This is a genomic window from Octadecabacter sp. B2R22 (genome assembly GCF_018861045.1).
Taxonomy (GTDB): Bacteria; Pseudomonadota; Alphaproteobacteria; order Rhodobacterales; family Rhodobacteraceae; genus Octadecabacter.
This window is the reverse complement of record NZ_JAHKQJ010000005.1, coordinates 470567-487275: the sequence shown is the minus strand read 5'-3', so window position 1 is coordinate 487275 and position 16709 is coordinate 470567. Positions and strand designations below refer to the sequence as shown.

Here is a 16709-nt window from a genome sequence, read left to right as displayed (position 1 = left end):
GCATCTACCATCCCCTTCGAAATCATCATCGTTGATATTCTTATGTAAATTCAGGGGAAAAAACTGAAGTTTGGTGCTCAACTTTAGGCTGTTGAGAGTTACGTGAGCTATCGCGCCTACCTTTTACGAGGGGCTGCCCTTTGGTAATCCACGTTTCATCGAAAACACATTCAAGTTTTGATATATGTCAAGGCAACTACCCCACCTGACTCGATAGATCCTGACAATAAGATGTCTCGAAAGGAATCAGTCATGACACCGCACACTCGCCCAGCGGACACCTATTCTCCGCTGTATTTCCTCGCCTCCCTTGGGGCTGGCGGCCTTGCCGTCACTTTCTTTATGTACCTGATGTTCTGGGTGCCTCACCCAAACGCGCCTGTTCCTGTGTTTGAGGACATTGCGTCTGCTTTCAATGGCGGCGGCATGGCCATGAAAACAGGTATCGCTGTCGCCGTGGTCGGCATCGCAGCGATGGTGTTCCTTAACCTCAAGATGCTATTTTGGAACTTCTCTGAACTCGGGAAATTCTCAAAGACAGATGCTTACGCCAAGTTGGTGAGCTCCAATGGTGAAACCCAGTTGCTGGCCATGCCGTTGGCGTTGGCGATGACCGTAAACGGCTTGTTTATTGTCGGCCTTGTCTACGTACCCGGTCTTTGGGGTATTGTTGAATTTCTTTTCCCTGCCGCACTGGTCACCTTTGCGATCATCGGCGTAATCGCATTCCGTCGTATCGGCATTTTCCTTGGGCGTGTTCTGTCTGAGGGTGGCGTATTTGATGTAACGGCGAACAACTCCTTCGCACAACTCTTGCCAGCATTCGCGTTGGCGATGGTTGCCGTTGGCTTGTCCGCTCCTGCCGCCATGAGCACCGTTCCAACGACTGTCGGTATCTCTCTTGTCTTGTCTATCTTTGTTGGGACCATTTCTGGCCTATATGCACTTGTTGCCGCCATCGTGGCGTTCAACTCTATGCTGCACCACGGGACCGCCAAAGAAAGCGCGCCGACTTTGATGGTTGTTGTGCCAATCCTGACGATCCTTGGCATTATGACAATGCGTCAGGACCACGGTCTGCACACTACATTCGAAGGTCACTCCGACATGGCTGCGACTTTGCTGCTGACCACGACAATTCTGGCTGTTCAAGCAGCGTTTGCCGCCCTTGGGATGCTCGTTTTGCGCCGCCAGAAATACGCTGACGCCTATTTGCGCGGTGATGGCAATTCCGCTGGTGCGTATGCGCTGGTCTGCCCTGGTGTCGCGTTGTCCGTGATGATGCACTTCTGGATCAACAAAGGCCTTGTTGCCGCCGGGATCATCGCGAAATTCGCCATCGTGTATTGGGGCCTCACAGCAGTGGCCATCGGCTTCCAGGTCGCCATGGTCCTGCTCGTGCTGCACCTCAATCGGCGTCACTTCCGTAAACCATCCGGAGCGACGCCAGTTCCTGCTGAATAACCCTCCACCCGTTCAGCAGGACACGAAAAGGGCTGCCTTCGGGCGGCCCTTTTTGCTTGCGGGGAACGGCAGGCTAGCGCAATCTGTGCGCTGCAAAGAGGAGAGCGCCAAATGAGTGAAGATGCTGACCGCCACGCGATGAAAATGGCTAAGAAGAAAGCCGCACGTGATAAGATCATGGCGACAAAGACCGACAAGAAGGGTCTGATCATCGTCCATACCGGCAAGGGGAAGGGCAAATCTTCGGCGGCGTTCGGGATGATCTTTCGCCATATTGCCCATGGCATGAAATGTGCGGTTGTACAGTTCATCAAAGGCGGCATGAGCACAGGCGAGCGCGATCTGATCCTCGGCAAGTTCTCGGACGAATGTTCATTCCACACCATGGGCGAAGGGTTCACATGGGAAACCCAAGACAAGACCCGCGACACCGAGATGGCTATGGCCGCTTGGGAAAAGGCCAAAGAGCTGATCCGCGACGAAAGCAATTCGATGGTTCTGCTGGACGAGATCAACATCGCGATCCGCTACGACTATGTGCCGATTGCCGATGTCGTGGAGTTTTTGGTCAAAGAAAAACCCGAGATGACCCATGTCGTTCTGACGGGCCGCAACGCCCATGCTGACCTGATCGAGATTGCCGACCTGGTGACCGAGATGGAGCTGGTGAAGCACCCGTTCCGCTCTGGCGTGAAAGCGCAGATTGGCGTGGAATACTAAATGCAAATGGGGCCGCATCATCGCGACGCTTTGGCAGACTTGCTGGTCTGGCGGCGCGACGTGCGGCACTTCAAGCCCGACCCCGTCGCCCCAGAGGTTTTGGAACGGCTGCGCACCGCAATGGACTGCGCCCCTGCAGTCGGCAATGCGCGACCGTGGCGGGTTTTGCAGGTCGAAGACCGCGCCAAGCGTCAGGCCATCGTTGAGAATTTCAAAGCAGCCAACGACAAAGCAGCCGAACTTTATAGTGACGAAAAGGCCGAGGCCTACCGCGCCTTGAAACTTGCCGGTCTGCAAGAAGCGCCTGTGCATTTGGCGATCTGGACAGAGACCGCTCCGGCTGAGGGCGCCGGATTAGGGCGCCAGACCATGCCTGAGATGCTGGCCTACTCCACAGTCACGGCGATCCAGACGCTGTGGCTGGCTGCTCGGGCCGAAAATATCGGTGTGGGATGGGTCTCGATCCTTGACCCGAAGGGTGTGAAAGCCGTGTTTGACGTTCCCGACAGTTGGTCACTGACAGGGTATCTGTGCCTCGGGCATCCCGCAGACACATCCGACACACCATTGCTGCACCGCGCAGGCTGGCAGGAAAATACTACGACGTACTGGGAGATTACATAATGGCGACTCGGTTGCTGACGGAATTTGGCATGGGCACGTCTTTGCGCCGCCAAGATTACACGCAGGCCGCACGGCGCGCGCTGCAGGATGCCTTGTGGCACAACTCGATAAATTTAGCAGAGCTTTATGGCCAGCCCAAAGAAGCGATGAAAATCACTGTCGAGATTGGTGTCCAACATCCTGACGCAGTGGATACCGAAGCGTTGCGGGATATATTTCCATATGGGCAGCTCTCATTCTCGGTTGTCGAAGGCGGGTTAGATGTGCCCCGTCCAGATGGCAAGCCCACGGTGATCGCCAACGTAGCTCTATCTGTTGCACTGGATTTACCATCATGACCGATCAGAGATTCATTATTGAGATGGGCATGGGTAACGACCTTTATGGCCAAGATTACACCAAGGCGGCAGGGCGCGCGATTGAGGATGCTTTGCGTCACTCCTCCATACCCTTGTTCGAGGCTACGGGCCTTAGTCACGACGCCATGCGCGTGCAGGTGACTATCGGTGTGCAAGACCCCGATGCGGTGGATTGTGCTTCGCTCGTCGGCGCTCTGCCGAGGGGTCGTGCAACTGTAACTGCGGTCAAAGGTGGGTTGAATGTGACCAACCCTGACAACGGCAATATTATAGTCATCGCGAGCGCTTCGGTAGAAGCGTTTTTGCCAAAACAGGGTTAGGTCAATCACAAGGCTTGGCAGTAGGCAAAAGGCGTGACAGGGTTTCCAAAAAGGAGCCCAAAATGCCAGATACTGCACGCGAAAACCCGACAGTTCCAAACGACCTAGATAGTTTCTGGATGCCATTCACGGCGACCGAAATGTTCAAAGACAATCCGCGCCTAATCTCCAAGGCCGAGGGCGTGCGATACACCAGCATTGACGGGCATGAGCTGTTTGATGGAACAGGCGGCTTATGGTGCTGCAACGCGGGCCACAACCATCCAAAAATCACCAAAGCCATTCAAGATCAGGCGGCGCGTCTGGATTTTGTCCATAACTTCAACCAAGGGCATCCGCTGGCTTTTGAAGCCGCAGCCCGTGTCACGGCGCTGGCGCCTGGGTTTGACCATGTGTTCTTTACCAATTCGGGGTCCGAGGCGGTGGATACCGCGCTCAAGATCGCGCTCGCCTACCACACCGCCCGCGGTGACGGGGATCGCCGGATTTTGGTCGGCCGAGAGAAAGCCTATCACGGCATCAACTTTGGCGGGTTGTCCGTTGGCGGACTAGGCCTGAACAAGGGTCAGTTCGGCACGCTTTATCCATCAACCGCTCACATGCGGCACACGTGGTTGGAGGAAAACCACAACAGTCGCGGGCAGCCAGAACACGGGGCCGATCTTGCCAATGATCTTCAGCGCTTGTGCGACCTGCACGGCGGGCAGACCATTGCGGCGGTGATTGTGGAACCTGTCAGCGGCGCAGGCGGGGTCTTTCCGCCGCCTGTTGGCTACCTCGAACGCCTGCGCGAAATTTGTGACGCACACGGTATCTTGCTGATCTTTGATGAAGTCATCACTGGTTTCGGGCGCATGGGCACTCCGTTCGCTTTTGAGGCCTTCGGTGTGCAGCCTGATCTGGTGACCTGCGCCAAAGGGATGACCAACGCGACCGTCCCGATGGGCGGGGTCTTGGCGACTGCGGCAGTACGTGATGCGTTCCGTAACGGCCCTGCAATGATGCCCGATCTGTTCCATGGGTATACCTACTCGGGGCACCCCCTCGCCTCGGCTGCGTGCGTTGCAACGTTGGATGCCTACCGCGACGAAGACATCTTCGGCAATGCCGCACGAATGGCGAAACCGTGGGAAGATATGTTGCACGCTTTGTCCGATCTTCCAGTTGTGCAGGACGTCCGCAATTGCGGCATCATCGGTGCGGTTCAGCTACATCAGGATGGCGCCGTAGGTGATGCAGGACGTGCGGCCTATAACGGGCTATGGGAAGCCGGTTTGATTGTCCGGCCCGTTGGGGACGCGCTGTGCTTGTCACCGCCGCTTACGATTACGCAGGCTGACATTGATGAGATCGGCGAGAAGTTACGGGCGCAGTTGGCCCGCTAAGGGTGTTTGGCGAGGGTCGCGCTTGTTGAAAGCGCCTCCTCGCTTACTTGCAACTCCAATACCGCAAAAGTCCCGCTTTTCTGTGCCCGCTTAAAGGCGGGCGCGAAATCTGCAGTGGTCGTAACAGTTTCGCCATGACCACCGTAAGCCCCCGCGAGGGCAGCAAAGTCCGGATTGGCCAGTCCAGTCCCAGAAACACGCCCCGGATAGTGCTTTTCTTGGTGCATCCGGATCGTACCGTAGCGGCCATTGTTGACGACGATCACAATGGGCGTTGCACCGTGCTGGGCGGCGGTCGAAAGCTCATTGCAGGTCATCTGGAAACACCCGTCCCCTGCTAGGCAAACAACTTGCCGTTCAGGGTATTCTAGGCTTGCGGAAATGGCCGCGGGGAAACCGTAGCCCATCGACCCCGACGTCGGAGCAAGCTGCGTTCCGTACTGTTTGAAAACGAAATAGCGGTGCAACCAACCCGCGTAATTGCCTGCTCCATTGGTTAGGATCGCATCTTGCGGCAGGTTTTCAGACAACCATGTAATGACCTGCTCTAGCTTCAAATCCCCCGGTGTGTCTTGGGGCGTTTTCCAAGCGTCATAGTCAGCGCGAGACGCCTTGGTCCAATCCGACCAATCCCGATCGGCAGCTGGCAAGTCAGCTAGCGCACGGGTGAACGACACACCGTCAGCCGTCACCGCGACATCAGGGCGGTAAACATGCCCTTGCTCGTTCGGGTCCGCGTGGACATGACAAATCGCAAGATGTGGTTCTGCAGGGTCGACCAGCGTGTAGCCCTGCGTTTCAATATCCCCCAATCGCGACCCAATAACGAGGAGCGCATCCGCATCCTTAACACGCTGCGCAAGTCTTGGGTTTACTCCAACATTCAAATCACCCGCATAATTCGGGTGGCGATTGTCGATGTAATCTTGCCGCCGAAAGCCCAGCGCAACCGGAAGGTTTTGCACGCTCGCAAAGGTCGCAAGATCATTTGCGGCTTCGGGGGACCAATGAGGGCCGCCCACGACAACGAGTGGTCGTTCAAATCCGCTGAGCCATAGCAACGTGTCTTCAGCGACGGTTGCAAGTGTTGGCGCGAGTTCCACAATAGGCCCTTTGATATCGGGTACATCAGCCATCGCTGACAACATATCTTCGGGGAGCGCGAGCACGACAGGACCGGGCCGCCCAGCCGTCGCAACATTGAACGCGCGGGCGATGTATTCTGGCAAACGGTCAGTCTGGTTCACCTCGGCAACCCACTTGGCGATGCTGCCGAACATCGCTTTGTAGTCGACCTCCTGGAACGCTTCACGGTCTCGATCTTGTGTGCGGATCTGACCGACAAAAAGAACCATTGGCGTGCTATCCTGCATAGCGATATGAACACCGGCCGATGCATTGGTCGCCCCGGGTCCACGCGTCACAAATGCAACCCCCGGCTGGCCTGTAATCTTGCCGTAGGCTTCGGCCATCATCGCGACGCCGCCTTCTTGGCGACAAACGATATTGTCGATGCCTGCATCATAAAGCCCGTCCAACACCGCCAAAAAACTCTCGCCCGGAACCGAGAAAACACGGCGCACGCCGAGCTGGGTAAGTTGATCAACAAGGATCTGACCGCCGTGGCGCTGCATGATGAGATGCTCCCGTTATTTGGGTCAGCATGCGATACAAGGCGGGTTATGCAAAGGATCAATCTTCATGTGATCTCGAAACCCTAAAACGGCACCACGTGATGTTTCCTAAGTTGGATTAGAAATCTCAATCAAGTTCCCGTCCAAATCTCGAATGTAGATGGATTCGATTGGACCAACAGCACCTGTTCGAACGATTGGTCCTTCTTCGATGCTCACGTCTTGCTGCACAAGATGCGCGATCCAATCCACCAATGGCGTGTCCGTTAGGAAACAAATATCTGCCGAACCTCGTCGCGGATTCGCGGCCTTTGGATCAAATTCAGCGCCTGCCTGATGCAAATTGATTTTTTGATTTCCAAATTTTAGCGCGGTTCTGACGGTGCCGTCAGCCACTCGGAACTGCTCCGCTGCCATACACAGCACATCCTCGTAGAACTTCACCGATTGCTCGATCGACGCGACCGTCAAAACGAGGTGGTCTATAGACAAAAGACGAGGCACTTGCAGGCTCCTTTGGTTTTGGTCAGCATGGCAGCTATGACAGAGAAATCGGCCTCTACGCAAATTTTGACAGATGTAATGGATCCCGCGCGTGCCTGCGCACTGCAAGTCGCATTGGGGTTTGAGCCAACAATCACCGCAGCCAGCGCATTGCCCCCTTTCTTTCATCACATTTATTTTTGGGACCCACAGCCGCCACAGAACCTTGGTCGTGACGGTCATCCAGCCTTGGGAGGGTTCGTACCGGACATGGGGCTGCCACGGCGCATGTGGGCCGCAGGGCGTCTCTTGTTTCACACACCCTTGAAGGCTGGAATCCGCGCCGAAAAGACGTCAATGATCGAAGGCGTGACCCGCAAGAACGGCCGCTCAGGACCGCTGGCTTTCGTGCGGCTGCGCCACGACATCCGCCAACGCGGCGCAGTTGTCCTCAGCGAGTGGCAGGACCTGGTCTATCGCGAAGATGGTGGTGACACGCCCGAAAGGCCAATCGCCCGAACAGATGAGACCCACCAAGACACGGTGCATTTCGACAGCACTTTGCTGTTTCGATATTCAGCCCTGACGATGAACGGGCACCGCATCCACTACGATGAACCCTACGCCACGGATGTTGAGGGTTACGGCGGCCTCGTGGTTCACGGCCCGTTACTCGCCCAACATTTGATGCTGATGGGGGAACGGATGCTCGGAAAGCCGTTGACCGAAATAAGCTACCGCGCGACTGCACCGCTAACGTTACCAAGTGCAGCAACGCTGTGTTGGTCGAATGGGGCCGCATGGGTCCGCGGCCCGCAAGGCGAACAATGTATGGAAGCGGTGATGCGCTAAAGGCTGAGCGCGGGATTGAAATCTTCAGGGATTGTGTTCTCTCCCGTCAGGATAAACTGGGCGAGCTTTTCAGCCGCCAATGGGGCCATACCAAACCCGATCTTGAAGCCCCCGTTGGCTATGAATTCCCCGTCACGGAAGGGATGATTGCCCAACATGGGTGCGCGGGTTCTTGCACGAGGGCGCACGCCAGCCCAGCGACGAATTTCGGTCATTTCTGAAAGAGCAGGGACATATTCCCGCGCCTTCGCCACCAGTGCATCACATTGAGCGTCGGTGCTTTCGGGATCATCGAATTCTCGTTCGGTCGTTGACCCAATTGCAGTTGTGCCGTCCGCATGTGGAATGATGTGCAGCCCATCTACGAAAAGCTGCGGTTCAGTTCGGGCATCGTAATCGAGCAAAACCGCTTGCCCTTTAATACCCGCTCCGACCAAGCGGGTATGATCTGCCGTAAGGGCCTCCAGCCCCCGATACCCTGTCGCCCAAACGACAGCGCCCTCATCCAGAAAACTGCTGTCTTCGGCTATTTCACACCCGCGTGCGTCAAGGGCTTTGGCGAGGGACGCACAGGCCTGAGCTGGATGAATTCGACCGCTGAGGGTGTCGCGAATGTACAGGCCAGTCGGGCTGATCGGTGCAAATTCAGACTGGGGCGCGTCGATGACTTCCCAGATTGCGCGTCCTTGCCAAAGATTATCGGCACCGATCGCGCGAGATTGGGCGAGATCGTTTGCCCCAACCACCAGGGGCTGCAAACGTCCTGTGCGGCCATAACCGCTTGATAGCCCCGACGCGTTATCGACCTCGCGCCACCACTCTTCGGCCAACAGCAGGCTTTCTAATTGAAACGCTTTCTTGGGGTTCCATTGCTCCGGCACGTGGGGGGCCAATGCACCGACAATGCCGCCAGAGGACCCCGATCCAACGCCGTTCGGGTCGATGATCCGCACCCGCGCGCCGCGCTTCACGCAGGCCCATGCGACGCTCAGGCCAAATGCCCCTGCTCCGCGTACTGTTACATCTACCGTTGCCATTGCCGCCCGCTGCTTTCATGTTCCTGTTGATCAGATAAGGCACCATGACATGACAGACCAGCAAGCAGATTTGGAATGGCGCGACGGCACGACGCCCGTATCGGTTCAATTCGATGACCCCTATTTCTCGCTGGATGACGGCCTTGCGGAAACGCGGCATGTTTTCTTAGACGGGAATGACCTCCCCGCGCGATTTGAAGACGGATTCCATGTGGGCGAATTGGGGTTTGGCACAGGGCTGAACTTTTTGGTGACGCTCGCGGCATGGCGGGCGGCTGGTGTGACGGGAAAACTGCACTTCACTAGTTTTGAGGCGTTTCCCATGTTGATGGCCGATATGATGCGGGCCCTGCAGGCATTTGAAGGCCTGCCCATCGACGCATTCGAATGCGGCACGTTTCCCAGTTTTTCTGGCCCCGATTTTGAATTGCGGATCATCGTTGGCGACGCTAGAGAAACCCTGCCGCACTGGGATGGTAAAGCCGATGCGTGGTATCTCGACGGATTTTCGCCCGCGAAAAACCCCGAGCTTTGGGGCGATGACCTAATGGCACAAATTGGCAAGCACACCGCACAAGGCGGTACGTGCGCCACCTACACGGCCGCCGGTTTTGTACGCCGCGCCCTTGTCGACGCAGGGTTTGATATTGAACGCACCAAAGGATTTGGACGCAAGCGGCACATGTCGCGAGGCATCCTAAGGTGAGCCACCAAAACACCCGCCAAGGCATCCTGTTCATGATTGCCGCGACCTTTGTCATGGCCGTGCAAGATGGGTTTAGCCGCCACTTGGCAGGTGAATACAACGTGATGATGATTGTCACGATCCGCTACTGGTTCTTCGCCGCATTCGTCATCGCGATTGCGCGGCGGCAAGCGGGTTCACTTCGCGAAGCCGCATCGACATCGCAACCGTTTCTTCAAATTACGCGAGGGCTGCTGCTGGTCGCTGAGATTTGCGTCTTGGTCTTGGGGTTCGTCGTCTTGGGGTTAATCGACTCTCATGCGGTTTTCGCGTGTTACCCATTGCTGATTGCGGCCCTATCCGGCCCCGTACTGGGTGAAAGGGTCGGCTGGCGGCAATGGTCGGCCATTGGGATTGGCTTCGTCGGTATCTTGATCATCCTTCAACCGGGGAAAAACGTGTTCAGCCTGAGTGCCGCGATCCCGCTGATCGCGGCACTCATGTTTGCGCTTTACGGTCTGCTGACGCGATATGCTGCACGCAAAGACAGCGCAGCAACGTCCTTCTTTTGGACAGGTGTCGTGGGCGCGGTCGCAATGACACCTTTGGGCATTTGGTTTTGGGAACCGATGGTGCCTGCAGATTGGGGATGGATGGCTGCTCTTTGCGTGACAGGGGCGACAGGCCACTGGTTCTTAATCAAGACCTATGAGATCGCAGAGGCCAGCACTGTGCAGCCCTTCGCTTACTTCCAACTGGTTTTTGTGAGTGTCATCGGGTTGGTTGTATTTCGCGAAACCTTGGCCCCGAACGTGGTGATCGGCGCAATTATAGTCGTTTCCGCAGGTTTGTTTACCCTGTGGCGTGCGCGACGGAAGACCTAGTCCCCAGCACGCGATACTGGCCTGATAGGTTGCGGACCACTTGGTACGGAAGGGTTAAGCTCACCGCCGCGACGTACGGGCGGAAGGTCAACCTCTACATCTTCGGCATCTTCAACGGAGCGAACAGGACGGGATACGGGACGGATGACGCGTTGCTCGCCGATCAGGAGCCGCTCGAATTGCACTGGCCCGATTTGACCGCTCAAACGCGCGCGATAGACGGGAATGCCTTCGGTTACGCGCATGACGTAGTTGCGGGTTTCACGGAACGGGATGTGTTCAATCCAATCCACAATATCAACAGGATCATCGTTGCCAAACCCAACGCGCGGATCACCGTGATCTGTCATCCACGTTTTGGGACGGCTTGGCCCCGCATTATAACCCGCCGCAATCATCACTGGTGAATTGCCAAATTCCCGCTCAAGAAAGGCGAGGTATTCCGAACCCAAAGCTGCGTTATAATCCCAATCCGATGTCAGACGACCACGAGAATAGGGCACGTCGATCCAGCCTGCGACTTCTTGTGCTGTGGCAGGCATCAACTGCATCAATCCCAAGGCCCCAACGCTGCTTCCTGCATCTGTACGAAACTCCGATTCCTGCCGCGCAATCGCGAGCGAAAGTGCGGGTTCGACAGGCAAATCGAGGTTCGCAAGCGGATGGATCGGGAAATAAACATCCTGAACCAAAAGCCCCTCGCGAACGGCGGACTTGGCAATCAGAACAGCATAGAAGGGTTCGCCGACGTCCATAAACAATTGACCAAGCTGACCAATCTCTTGGCGCGACATGGTTTTCGCGGCGTCGACAAAGAACAGAACCGCCAAGCCCCTTTCGCCCGCGTCAAGCAGTGACAGCCCCGCCCGCACCAGCTCATTATCGAGCATTGGCGCACCCTGCCACGGGCCGAAATCTTCGCCGCCTGCAATGTCGGGGTCCATGGTCAGGCCCAGTCTTTCGGCCGCCAGTAATCCGTAGAACGACGTCTGATGCTGTGCCCCATCTTGAAAGGCTGCGATGGCTGCTTCGGCATCGCCCAAACCTTCATAGGCGCGGCCAAGCCAATAACCTGCGCGGCCCTTTGAGATTGGCGAGGTCACGGACGCATCGAAGTTCCGGAAATGCGTCAACGAGAGGCCGTAGTCTTTCTGGTAGGTCAACGCGAGGTAGCCCGACAGCCACTCAAGATCGCTGTAGTTTGTCTCATCGGGTTTAATGAAATGGTTCGACGCCAGCGTATAGGCGCGTTCGATATTACCTTCACGCATCTGCCACCGCGCCAACATGCGCCTCCATGACCCCCAGCGCCACGGCACACCTAAAGCTTCCGCGCTGGTGGACCGTTCCAACAAGAGAGCCATTGCCAATGTCCAGTCGCCGCGATCCGAGAACAAGTTAAACCGGTCATAGTGTAAGCCGGCTGTGTCTTTCAGACGGTTGGGGATCAACGCTTCGCGGCTTTGCATATCTCCATCACGATTGATGATGGCCATACGGGCCCGAAACAGGGCTTGTTCACCTTCGTCCAGAAGCGGCAGCAGATTGGTCGCATCCGTCGTTCGCCACCGCCAGAGCAACATATCCGCGCGGGCAATGTGATGGGGCGCAACGACGTTTGGGTAGGCATTTACGATGGCTCGGTGACCGGATGTCGACAACGCTTGGCTAAGCCAGACATCAACCAACATCGCCTCGGCCTCCGTCTGGCGACCATCGGCAATCAATGCATCGGCATACGCAACAGCGCCCTGTCCCGTTTCCACGTCTTGGCCGTCAAAGAAGGCCAAAACGTCCTCGGTTGTTGTGGTTTCTAGATCAATCGCACGTTCGGCTGCAGCACGAATGCGCGACACGCCCGGCCAATCGGCACGCTTTTCCAGAAAATTGGCATAGATCGCAAAATCGATATCTGTGTCAGTGTCTCGCAGGATCAACCAAGCAATAAGGTCTTGATCGACACCATCGCCGTCAGCAAGCGCACCAAGGGCAGCGACTTCGTCGCCTTGCCCCACAAGGCCTACTGCTTCGGAGAATGCTGGATCAACGGGCAATTTCTGCGCCCAAAGGGGCGACGCAATCAGCCAGCCTGAAAGGCCCAAAATGATCCGCGAAATCTTCAACAAAACACCCCTTCTTTCGACCACGATATACGATTTACGCGGCATTCTTGTGTCACATAGGTAGGCTTTCATCCAATTTGCGCAACTCACAAACTTGGCAAAGGGGAAAAACCCCACTACAGACCTCCAAATTAACTGACCCCGTGAATCGTCGCGGAGGTCCCCTAAAAAAGGATGCGTATCATGATCAAAGGGTCTCTCCCTGCTCTCGTCACGCCGTTCGCGAACGGCCAGCTGGATCTTGATACGTTGAAAAAACTTGTCGAATGGCATGTGGATCAAGGGTCACACGGGTTGGTTCCTGTTGGCACAACAGGCGAAAGCCCCACGCTGAGCCATTCTGAGCATGACCAAGTCGTCGAAACTGTGGTTGAGGCCGTGAACGGCCGCTTCCCAGTTGTCGCGGGCGCTGGGTCCAACAACACTGCCGAAACGGTGCGTTTGGTGAAAGCCGCAAAGGCAGCGGGTGCGACCGCGGCTTTGGTGGTTACGCCTTACTATAACAAGCCAACCCAGCGTGGTTTGATTGCGCACTTCACGGCCGCCGCCGACTGCGGCCTGCCGATCATCATTTACAACATCCCTGGCCGTTCGGTCGTGGATATGACGCCTGAAACCATGGGTGAGCTTGCCAAACATGAAATGATTGCTGGCGTAAAAGATGCGACTGGCGATTTGGCCCGCGTTCCGAACCAACGTCTAAGCTGTGGCAAGGATTTCATCCAAGTGTCCGGCGAAGACCCGACAGCAATTGGATTTAACGCCCAAGGCGGCGTCGGTTGTATTTCTGTTACGGCAAACGTCGCCCCTGCTCTCTGCGCTCAAATGCAAGAAGCAACGTTGAAGGGTGACTATGCTGCGGCGTTGGAAATCAACGACCGCTTGATGCCCCTGCACAAAGCGATCTTCACAGAGCCCGGCTTGGTTGGCGCGAAATACGGCATGTCCCTATTGGGCATGTGTTCCGAAGACGTGCGCTCGCCGCTGACAGGTTTGGAAGACAGCACAAAAGAAAAAATGCGTGCAGCAATGGTGCACGCTGGTTTGCTGAACTAAGCAATCTTTACATTAGAATTGAAACGGGCAGAGGGTTTCCTCTGCCCGTTTGTGTTTTAGGCCGCGATTTTGTTGCGTGCCTCAAACTGGTTGTTCAACCTCCAGAGGCCCCAAGCCACAGGGATCGCGGCAAGGCCGCCGATCACATAGGCGAGCGGTTCATCGTAGAACGTCTCAAACGCCTGAGTGTAGGCGTGGATCGCGCCAAACGTGATGGCGGCATTAAAGATACCACGACGGTTCGTATACGCTGACCAGAACGCAGCGGCGATCAACAGGACAGCCCAGACGATGGAATAGACGTGTTCATGAATAACCCACGTCGAAGCCTCAAACAGTTCCATAGCTGAATTGTATTCCTCGCGGGTGCCATCATAGCGCCAGCTCGAAGAACCCGGACCCCAAATGTTTTGGCCCACGATGTCGCCCCAAAGGCTACCGACAAGGAAACACATGTTGGCCACAATGAACGCCATAATGCCGAACATATGTGTATGGCGGCGGTAACGATCCGACAGCACACTCGCTAGCACAACACAAATTGCCATCGCGATGCCAAGTTGCAGGATGCTGAGCGTGGTCTCAGGGCTGTAGAACGCGTACATCGCGCCCCAATAGAAGGTTCCAGTATCCAACATCTGCGCGAAGGGCACGATGGCCAGCGCCGTAATCAGCCGCACGTCGATAAAGATACCAAGGGCAATCATCGCCGCAGCTACATAGAGGTGCGTTGCAGATGCCGCGAGACCCGACAGCTCAGCGTCAGCCGCCCACAAATAAAGCCCGCCGAGATGCATCGCGCCGACCATCAATAAGATACTGCCGGTCAGAAAACCGGTATGCTCACGACCTTTTCGGTGAATGAATGCTGTGAAAACAGCCAAGCCGAGCCCGAGAATGGCGAGGAACATACCGCCCGACCCTTCACCAAGCGCCTCTAGTATTTTGATGGACGCCCCGCCAACCAACATCCCCGCCCCGATAAGTGCCGACGCATTACCAAACATGCTGTAGACGTCGGTCGTCTTCGTGAGGATCATCGTTCCGACGGCTAAGAAAACACCCCCGACGATAGCAACCGCCAAAGCGTCCCCCAAAAGACCAATAAAGCCGGCCGCAGCAGCGATTATGCCAAAACACAGCACGGTATTAATGGCGAGAGAGACCATCACTTGCCGTGACCGGCTTGCAATAATTGCGCCCTGTTCAGAAGAGATTACTCCCTCTTGCACAAGCGCGTCCGTTTGAATGACATGGGCCATTGGGCACCTCCAGAATCAATTTGTGAACATCGTTCACGTCATTAATCTCATAAATTTGAACGTCGTTCAAGAAGTTTCTTTATTCCAGCCCTTGGACCAGTTTACGTCGTTGCTCCCGACAAATTTCGCCACGCGGTCAACCTCGGCCTCTAGCGCTTTGATACGGGCCTTGCCCATGCGGATTCCTTTTCCCGGCCAAAACGCCGTGACCAACGTCGCGTCGCCGTCGCGTTTGGTATCAATACGGCCAATCATGCGATCCCCTTGCATGACAGGAAAGACGTAATATCCATACTTCCGCTTCGGCGCTGGGACGAAAATTTCAATGCGGTAGTGGAAATCAAAAAGACGTTCCGCGCGCTTGCGATCCCGCAACGCTGGATCAAACGGCGACAGCAACCGTACGCGGCTGTTTGGTTCGGGCGTTTTAAGATCTAGGGTCTCGGGCAAAATGAAACTGGGGCGAAGCGTGCCGTCTGCTGATGTAATGTTTACTTCGGCGATCCGTTGATCGTTGAGTGCCATCGCGCACCACGTTTTGGCCTGCGCGGGTGTGATGATGGCATAAAAGGCTGCTATCTCGCCGGATGTTGCAAACCCCAATGATTTGAGCGCCGACATACAGGCCCAGTCGATCATCTCATCCTCGCTCACCTCGGTATTGCGATATTCGTCGGGGATCACGCGCTCGGTCAGGTCATAGATCTTGCGGAAACCTTTCCGGTGGCACACGGACAATTCCCCCGACCGCCAGAGATATTCCAATGCGGTTTTGGACGGATGCCAATCCCACCAGCCACCGGACTTGCGCTCTTCGTCCGCCCCAACCTCCATAGAAGAACACCGACCGTGATCCGTGATTTGACGCAATACGCCATCGATTTGGTCGCGAAACCCTTCTCGGCGCCAAGCAGGCCATTTGGCATCCATATGCGCTTTGTCTTTCGCGAATTTGTATCGCCACATCGGAAAGTGTTGCATGGAAATGACTGAAGCATCGTGGGTCCAGTGTTCGAACGCGCCACGGGACTTCATCAGACGCGGCAAGTTCGGGGCACGGTACTGCTGGCGACGGGACCAAAGGATCAGGTCATGGGCGCGGGCCAATGTATTCACGCTATCCACCTGCACGAACCCAAGGTGATCAATCACCGATTGCAGGTCATCCCCCTTGCCCGAACCTGACCGCGACCCCAGCAGCAAATGGCGGTCCAAGAACAGGCGGCGGGCGGTCTGATTGTCGATGACGGGGCGCATGGCTCCACTCCGATGGTTTGAAAACCCACCCTACGGGTTGTGGCAGGCCGTGCCATCCCCTATTTGCTAAGCACTATGGCAAAGAAACCTGAGAACACGAATTACAAAGTCATCGCTGACAACCGGCGTGCCCGCTACGATTACGCAATCGAGAGCGACGTTGAGTGTGGGATCATCCTAGCGGGATCCGAAGTGAAATCCTTGCGCACGGGCCAATCCAACATCGCGGATAGCTATGCGGCTGTGGAAAACGGCGAACTTTGGTTGGTGAACTCGTATATCGCGCCATACCAACAGGCGATGTTCCCACACGAAGAACGCGCGCGGCGCAAAATGCTCGCGTCCAAGCGGGAAATCGTGCGGATGTGGAATGCGACACAGCGTGACGGCATGACGCTCGTGCCGCTGGTGATGTATTTCAATGATAAAGGCCGCGTTAAGCTTAAGATTGGCATCGCCAAGGGTAAGCAAAAGCAAGACAAACGCGCCACCGAAGCCAAGCGCGACTGGGGCCGCCAGAAGGCCCGTTTGATGCGTCACGGCGAATAGCCCTTTGTAATCTAC

The 16709-nt window shown here is 56.1% G+C and carries 17 protein-coding genes; 11 read left to right on the top strand and 6 right to left on the bottom strand.

What is annotated here, in order from left to right; translation table 11 throughout:
* Nucleotides 1-252 precede the first annotated feature (252 nt).
* The 6 genes from KO486_RS05005 to KO486_RS04980 all read left to right on the top strand — a co-directional run bounded on the left by KO486_RS05005 (nt 253) and on the right by KO486_RS04980 (nt 4872).
* Nucleotides 253-1464 carry a hypothetical protein gene (locus KO486_RS05005; protein ID WP_216036136.1) on the top strand — a complete coding sequence of 404 codons (1212 nt, stop codon included), beginning with the start codon at nt 253-255 and terminating at the stop codon, nt 1462-1464.
* A 111-nt stretch (nt 1465-1575) separates the two neighbouring features.
* Nucleotides 1576-2184, top strand: a complete 609-nt coding sequence (gene cobO, locus KO486_RS05000) for a cob(I)yrinic acid a,c-diamide adenosyltransferase (protein WP_216036135.1) — start codon at nt 1576-1578, stop codon at nt 2182-2184.
* Entirely contained in the window at nt 2185-2808 is a 624-nt protein-coding gene (gene bluB, locus KO486_RS04995; protein WP_216036134.1) for a 5,6-dimethylbenzimidazole synthase, read from the top strand.
* Nucleotides 2808-3146, top strand: a complete 339-nt coding sequence (locus tag KO486_RS04990) for a Lin0512 family protein (protein WP_216036133.1) — start codon at nt 2808-2810, stop codon at nt 3144-3146. The genes bluB and KO486_RS04990 overlap by 1 nt, the downstream gene beginning before the upstream one ends.
* Nucleotides 3143-3487, top strand: a complete 345-nt coding sequence (locus KO486_RS04985) for a Lin0512 family protein (RefSeq protein ID WP_216036132.1) — start codon at nt 3143-3145, stop codon at nt 3485-3487. The genes KO486_RS04990 and KO486_RS04985 overlap by 4 nt, the downstream gene beginning before the upstream one ends.
* A 62-nt stretch (nt 3488-3549) precedes the next feature.
* Nucleotides 3550-4872 (top strand): aminotransferase class III-fold pyridoxal phosphate-dependent enzyme, encoded by a 1323-nt coding sequence (locus tag KO486_RS04980; RefSeq protein ID WP_216036131.1) that lies wholly within the window; start codon nt 3550-3552, stop codon nt 4870-4872.
* On the opposite strand, the gene KO486_RS04975 is transcribed toward KO486_RS04980, so the two are convergent.
* Together KO486_RS04975 and KO486_RS04970 are read right to left on the bottom strand one after the other, a co-directional pair.
* Nucleotides 4869-6506 (bottom strand): thiamine pyrophosphate-binding protein, encoded by a 1638-nt coding sequence (locus KO486_RS04975; RefSeq protein WP_216036130.1) that lies wholly within the window; start codon nt 6504-6506, stop codon nt 4869-4871. The genes KO486_RS04980 and KO486_RS04975 overlap by 4 nt on opposite strands.
* Nucleotides 6507-6614: 108 nt before the next feature.
* Nucleotides 6615-7010: a VOC family protein gene (locus KO486_RS04970; protein WP_216036129.1), complete on the bottom strand. Its 396-nt coding sequence runs from the start codon at nt 7008-7010 to the stop codon at nt 6615-6617.
* 36 nt (nt 7011-7046) lie between these two features.
* Between KO486_RS04970 and KO486_RS04965 the strand changes: the two genes are divergently transcribed.
* Entirely contained in the window at nt 7047-7841 is a 795-nt protein-coding gene (locus KO486_RS04965; protein ID WP_216036234.1) for an acyl dehydratase, read from the top strand.
* Here the strand turns inward: KO486_RS04965 and KO486_RS04960 are convergent.
* Entirely contained in the window at nt 7838-8878 is a 1041-nt protein-coding gene (locus KO486_RS04960) for an FAD-dependent oxidoreductase (protein WP_216036128.1), read from the bottom strand. The genes KO486_RS04965 and KO486_RS04960 overlap by 4 nt on opposite strands.
* 49 nt (nt 8879-8927) lie before the next feature.
* Between KO486_RS04960 and mnmD the strand changes: the two genes are divergently transcribed.
* Nucleotides 8928-9584: a tRNA (5-methylaminomethyl-2-thiouridine)(34)-methyltransferase MnmD gene (gene mnmD, locus KO486_RS04955; protein ID WP_216036127.1), complete on the top strand. Its 657-nt coding sequence runs from the start codon at nt 8928-8930 to the stop codon at nt 9582-9584.
* Complete coding sequence (locus KO486_RS04950; RefSeq protein WP_216036126.1) at nt 9581-10447, top strand: DMT family transporter; 867 nt, start codon at nt 9581-9583, stop codon at nt 10445-10447. The genes mnmD and KO486_RS04950 overlap by 4 nt, the downstream gene beginning before the upstream one ends.
* Here the strand turns inward: KO486_RS04950 and KO486_RS04945 are convergent.
* Nucleotides 10444-12642, bottom strand: coding sequence for a transglycosylase SLT domain-containing protein (locus KO486_RS04945; protein ID WP_252734561.1), 2199 nt, complete (start codon nt 12640-12642; stop codon nt 10444-10446). The genes KO486_RS04950 and KO486_RS04945 overlap by 4 nt on opposite strands.
* 111 nt (nt 12643-12753) lie before the next feature.
* On the opposite strand from KO486_RS04945, the gene dapA reads away from it, so the two are divergent.
* The gene (dapA, locus tag KO486_RS04940) at nt 12754-13626 is read left to right on the top strand and encodes a 4-hydroxy-tetrahydrodipicolinate synthase (RefSeq protein WP_216036125.1); all 873 of its coding nucleotides are present in this window, start codon (nt 12754-12756) and stop codon (nt 13624-13626) included.
* Between the two features lie 56 nt (nt 13627-13682).
* Here the strand turns inward: dapA and KO486_RS04935 are convergent, their stop codons facing one another.
* Entirely contained in the window at nt 13683-14888 is a 1206-nt protein-coding gene (locus KO486_RS04935; RefSeq protein ID WP_216036124.1) for a hypothetical protein, read from the bottom strand.
* 66 nt (nt 14889-14954) lie between these two features.
* Nucleotides 14955-16145: a crosslink repair DNA glycosylase YcaQ family protein gene (locus KO486_RS04930; RefSeq protein WP_216036123.1), complete on the bottom strand. Its 1191-nt coding sequence runs from the start codon at nt 16143-16145 to the stop codon at nt 14955-14957.
* 75 nt (nt 16146-16220) lie between these two features.
* Here KO486_RS04930 and smpB point away from each other — a divergent pair, with 75 nt between their 5' ends.
* A complete protein-coding gene (smpB, locus tag KO486_RS04925; protein WP_216036122.1) occupies nt 16221-16694 on the top strand; it encodes an SsrA-binding protein SmpB in 474 nt (157 codons plus the stop codon).
* The last annotated feature ends 15 nt before the right edge of the window (nt 16695-16709 follow it).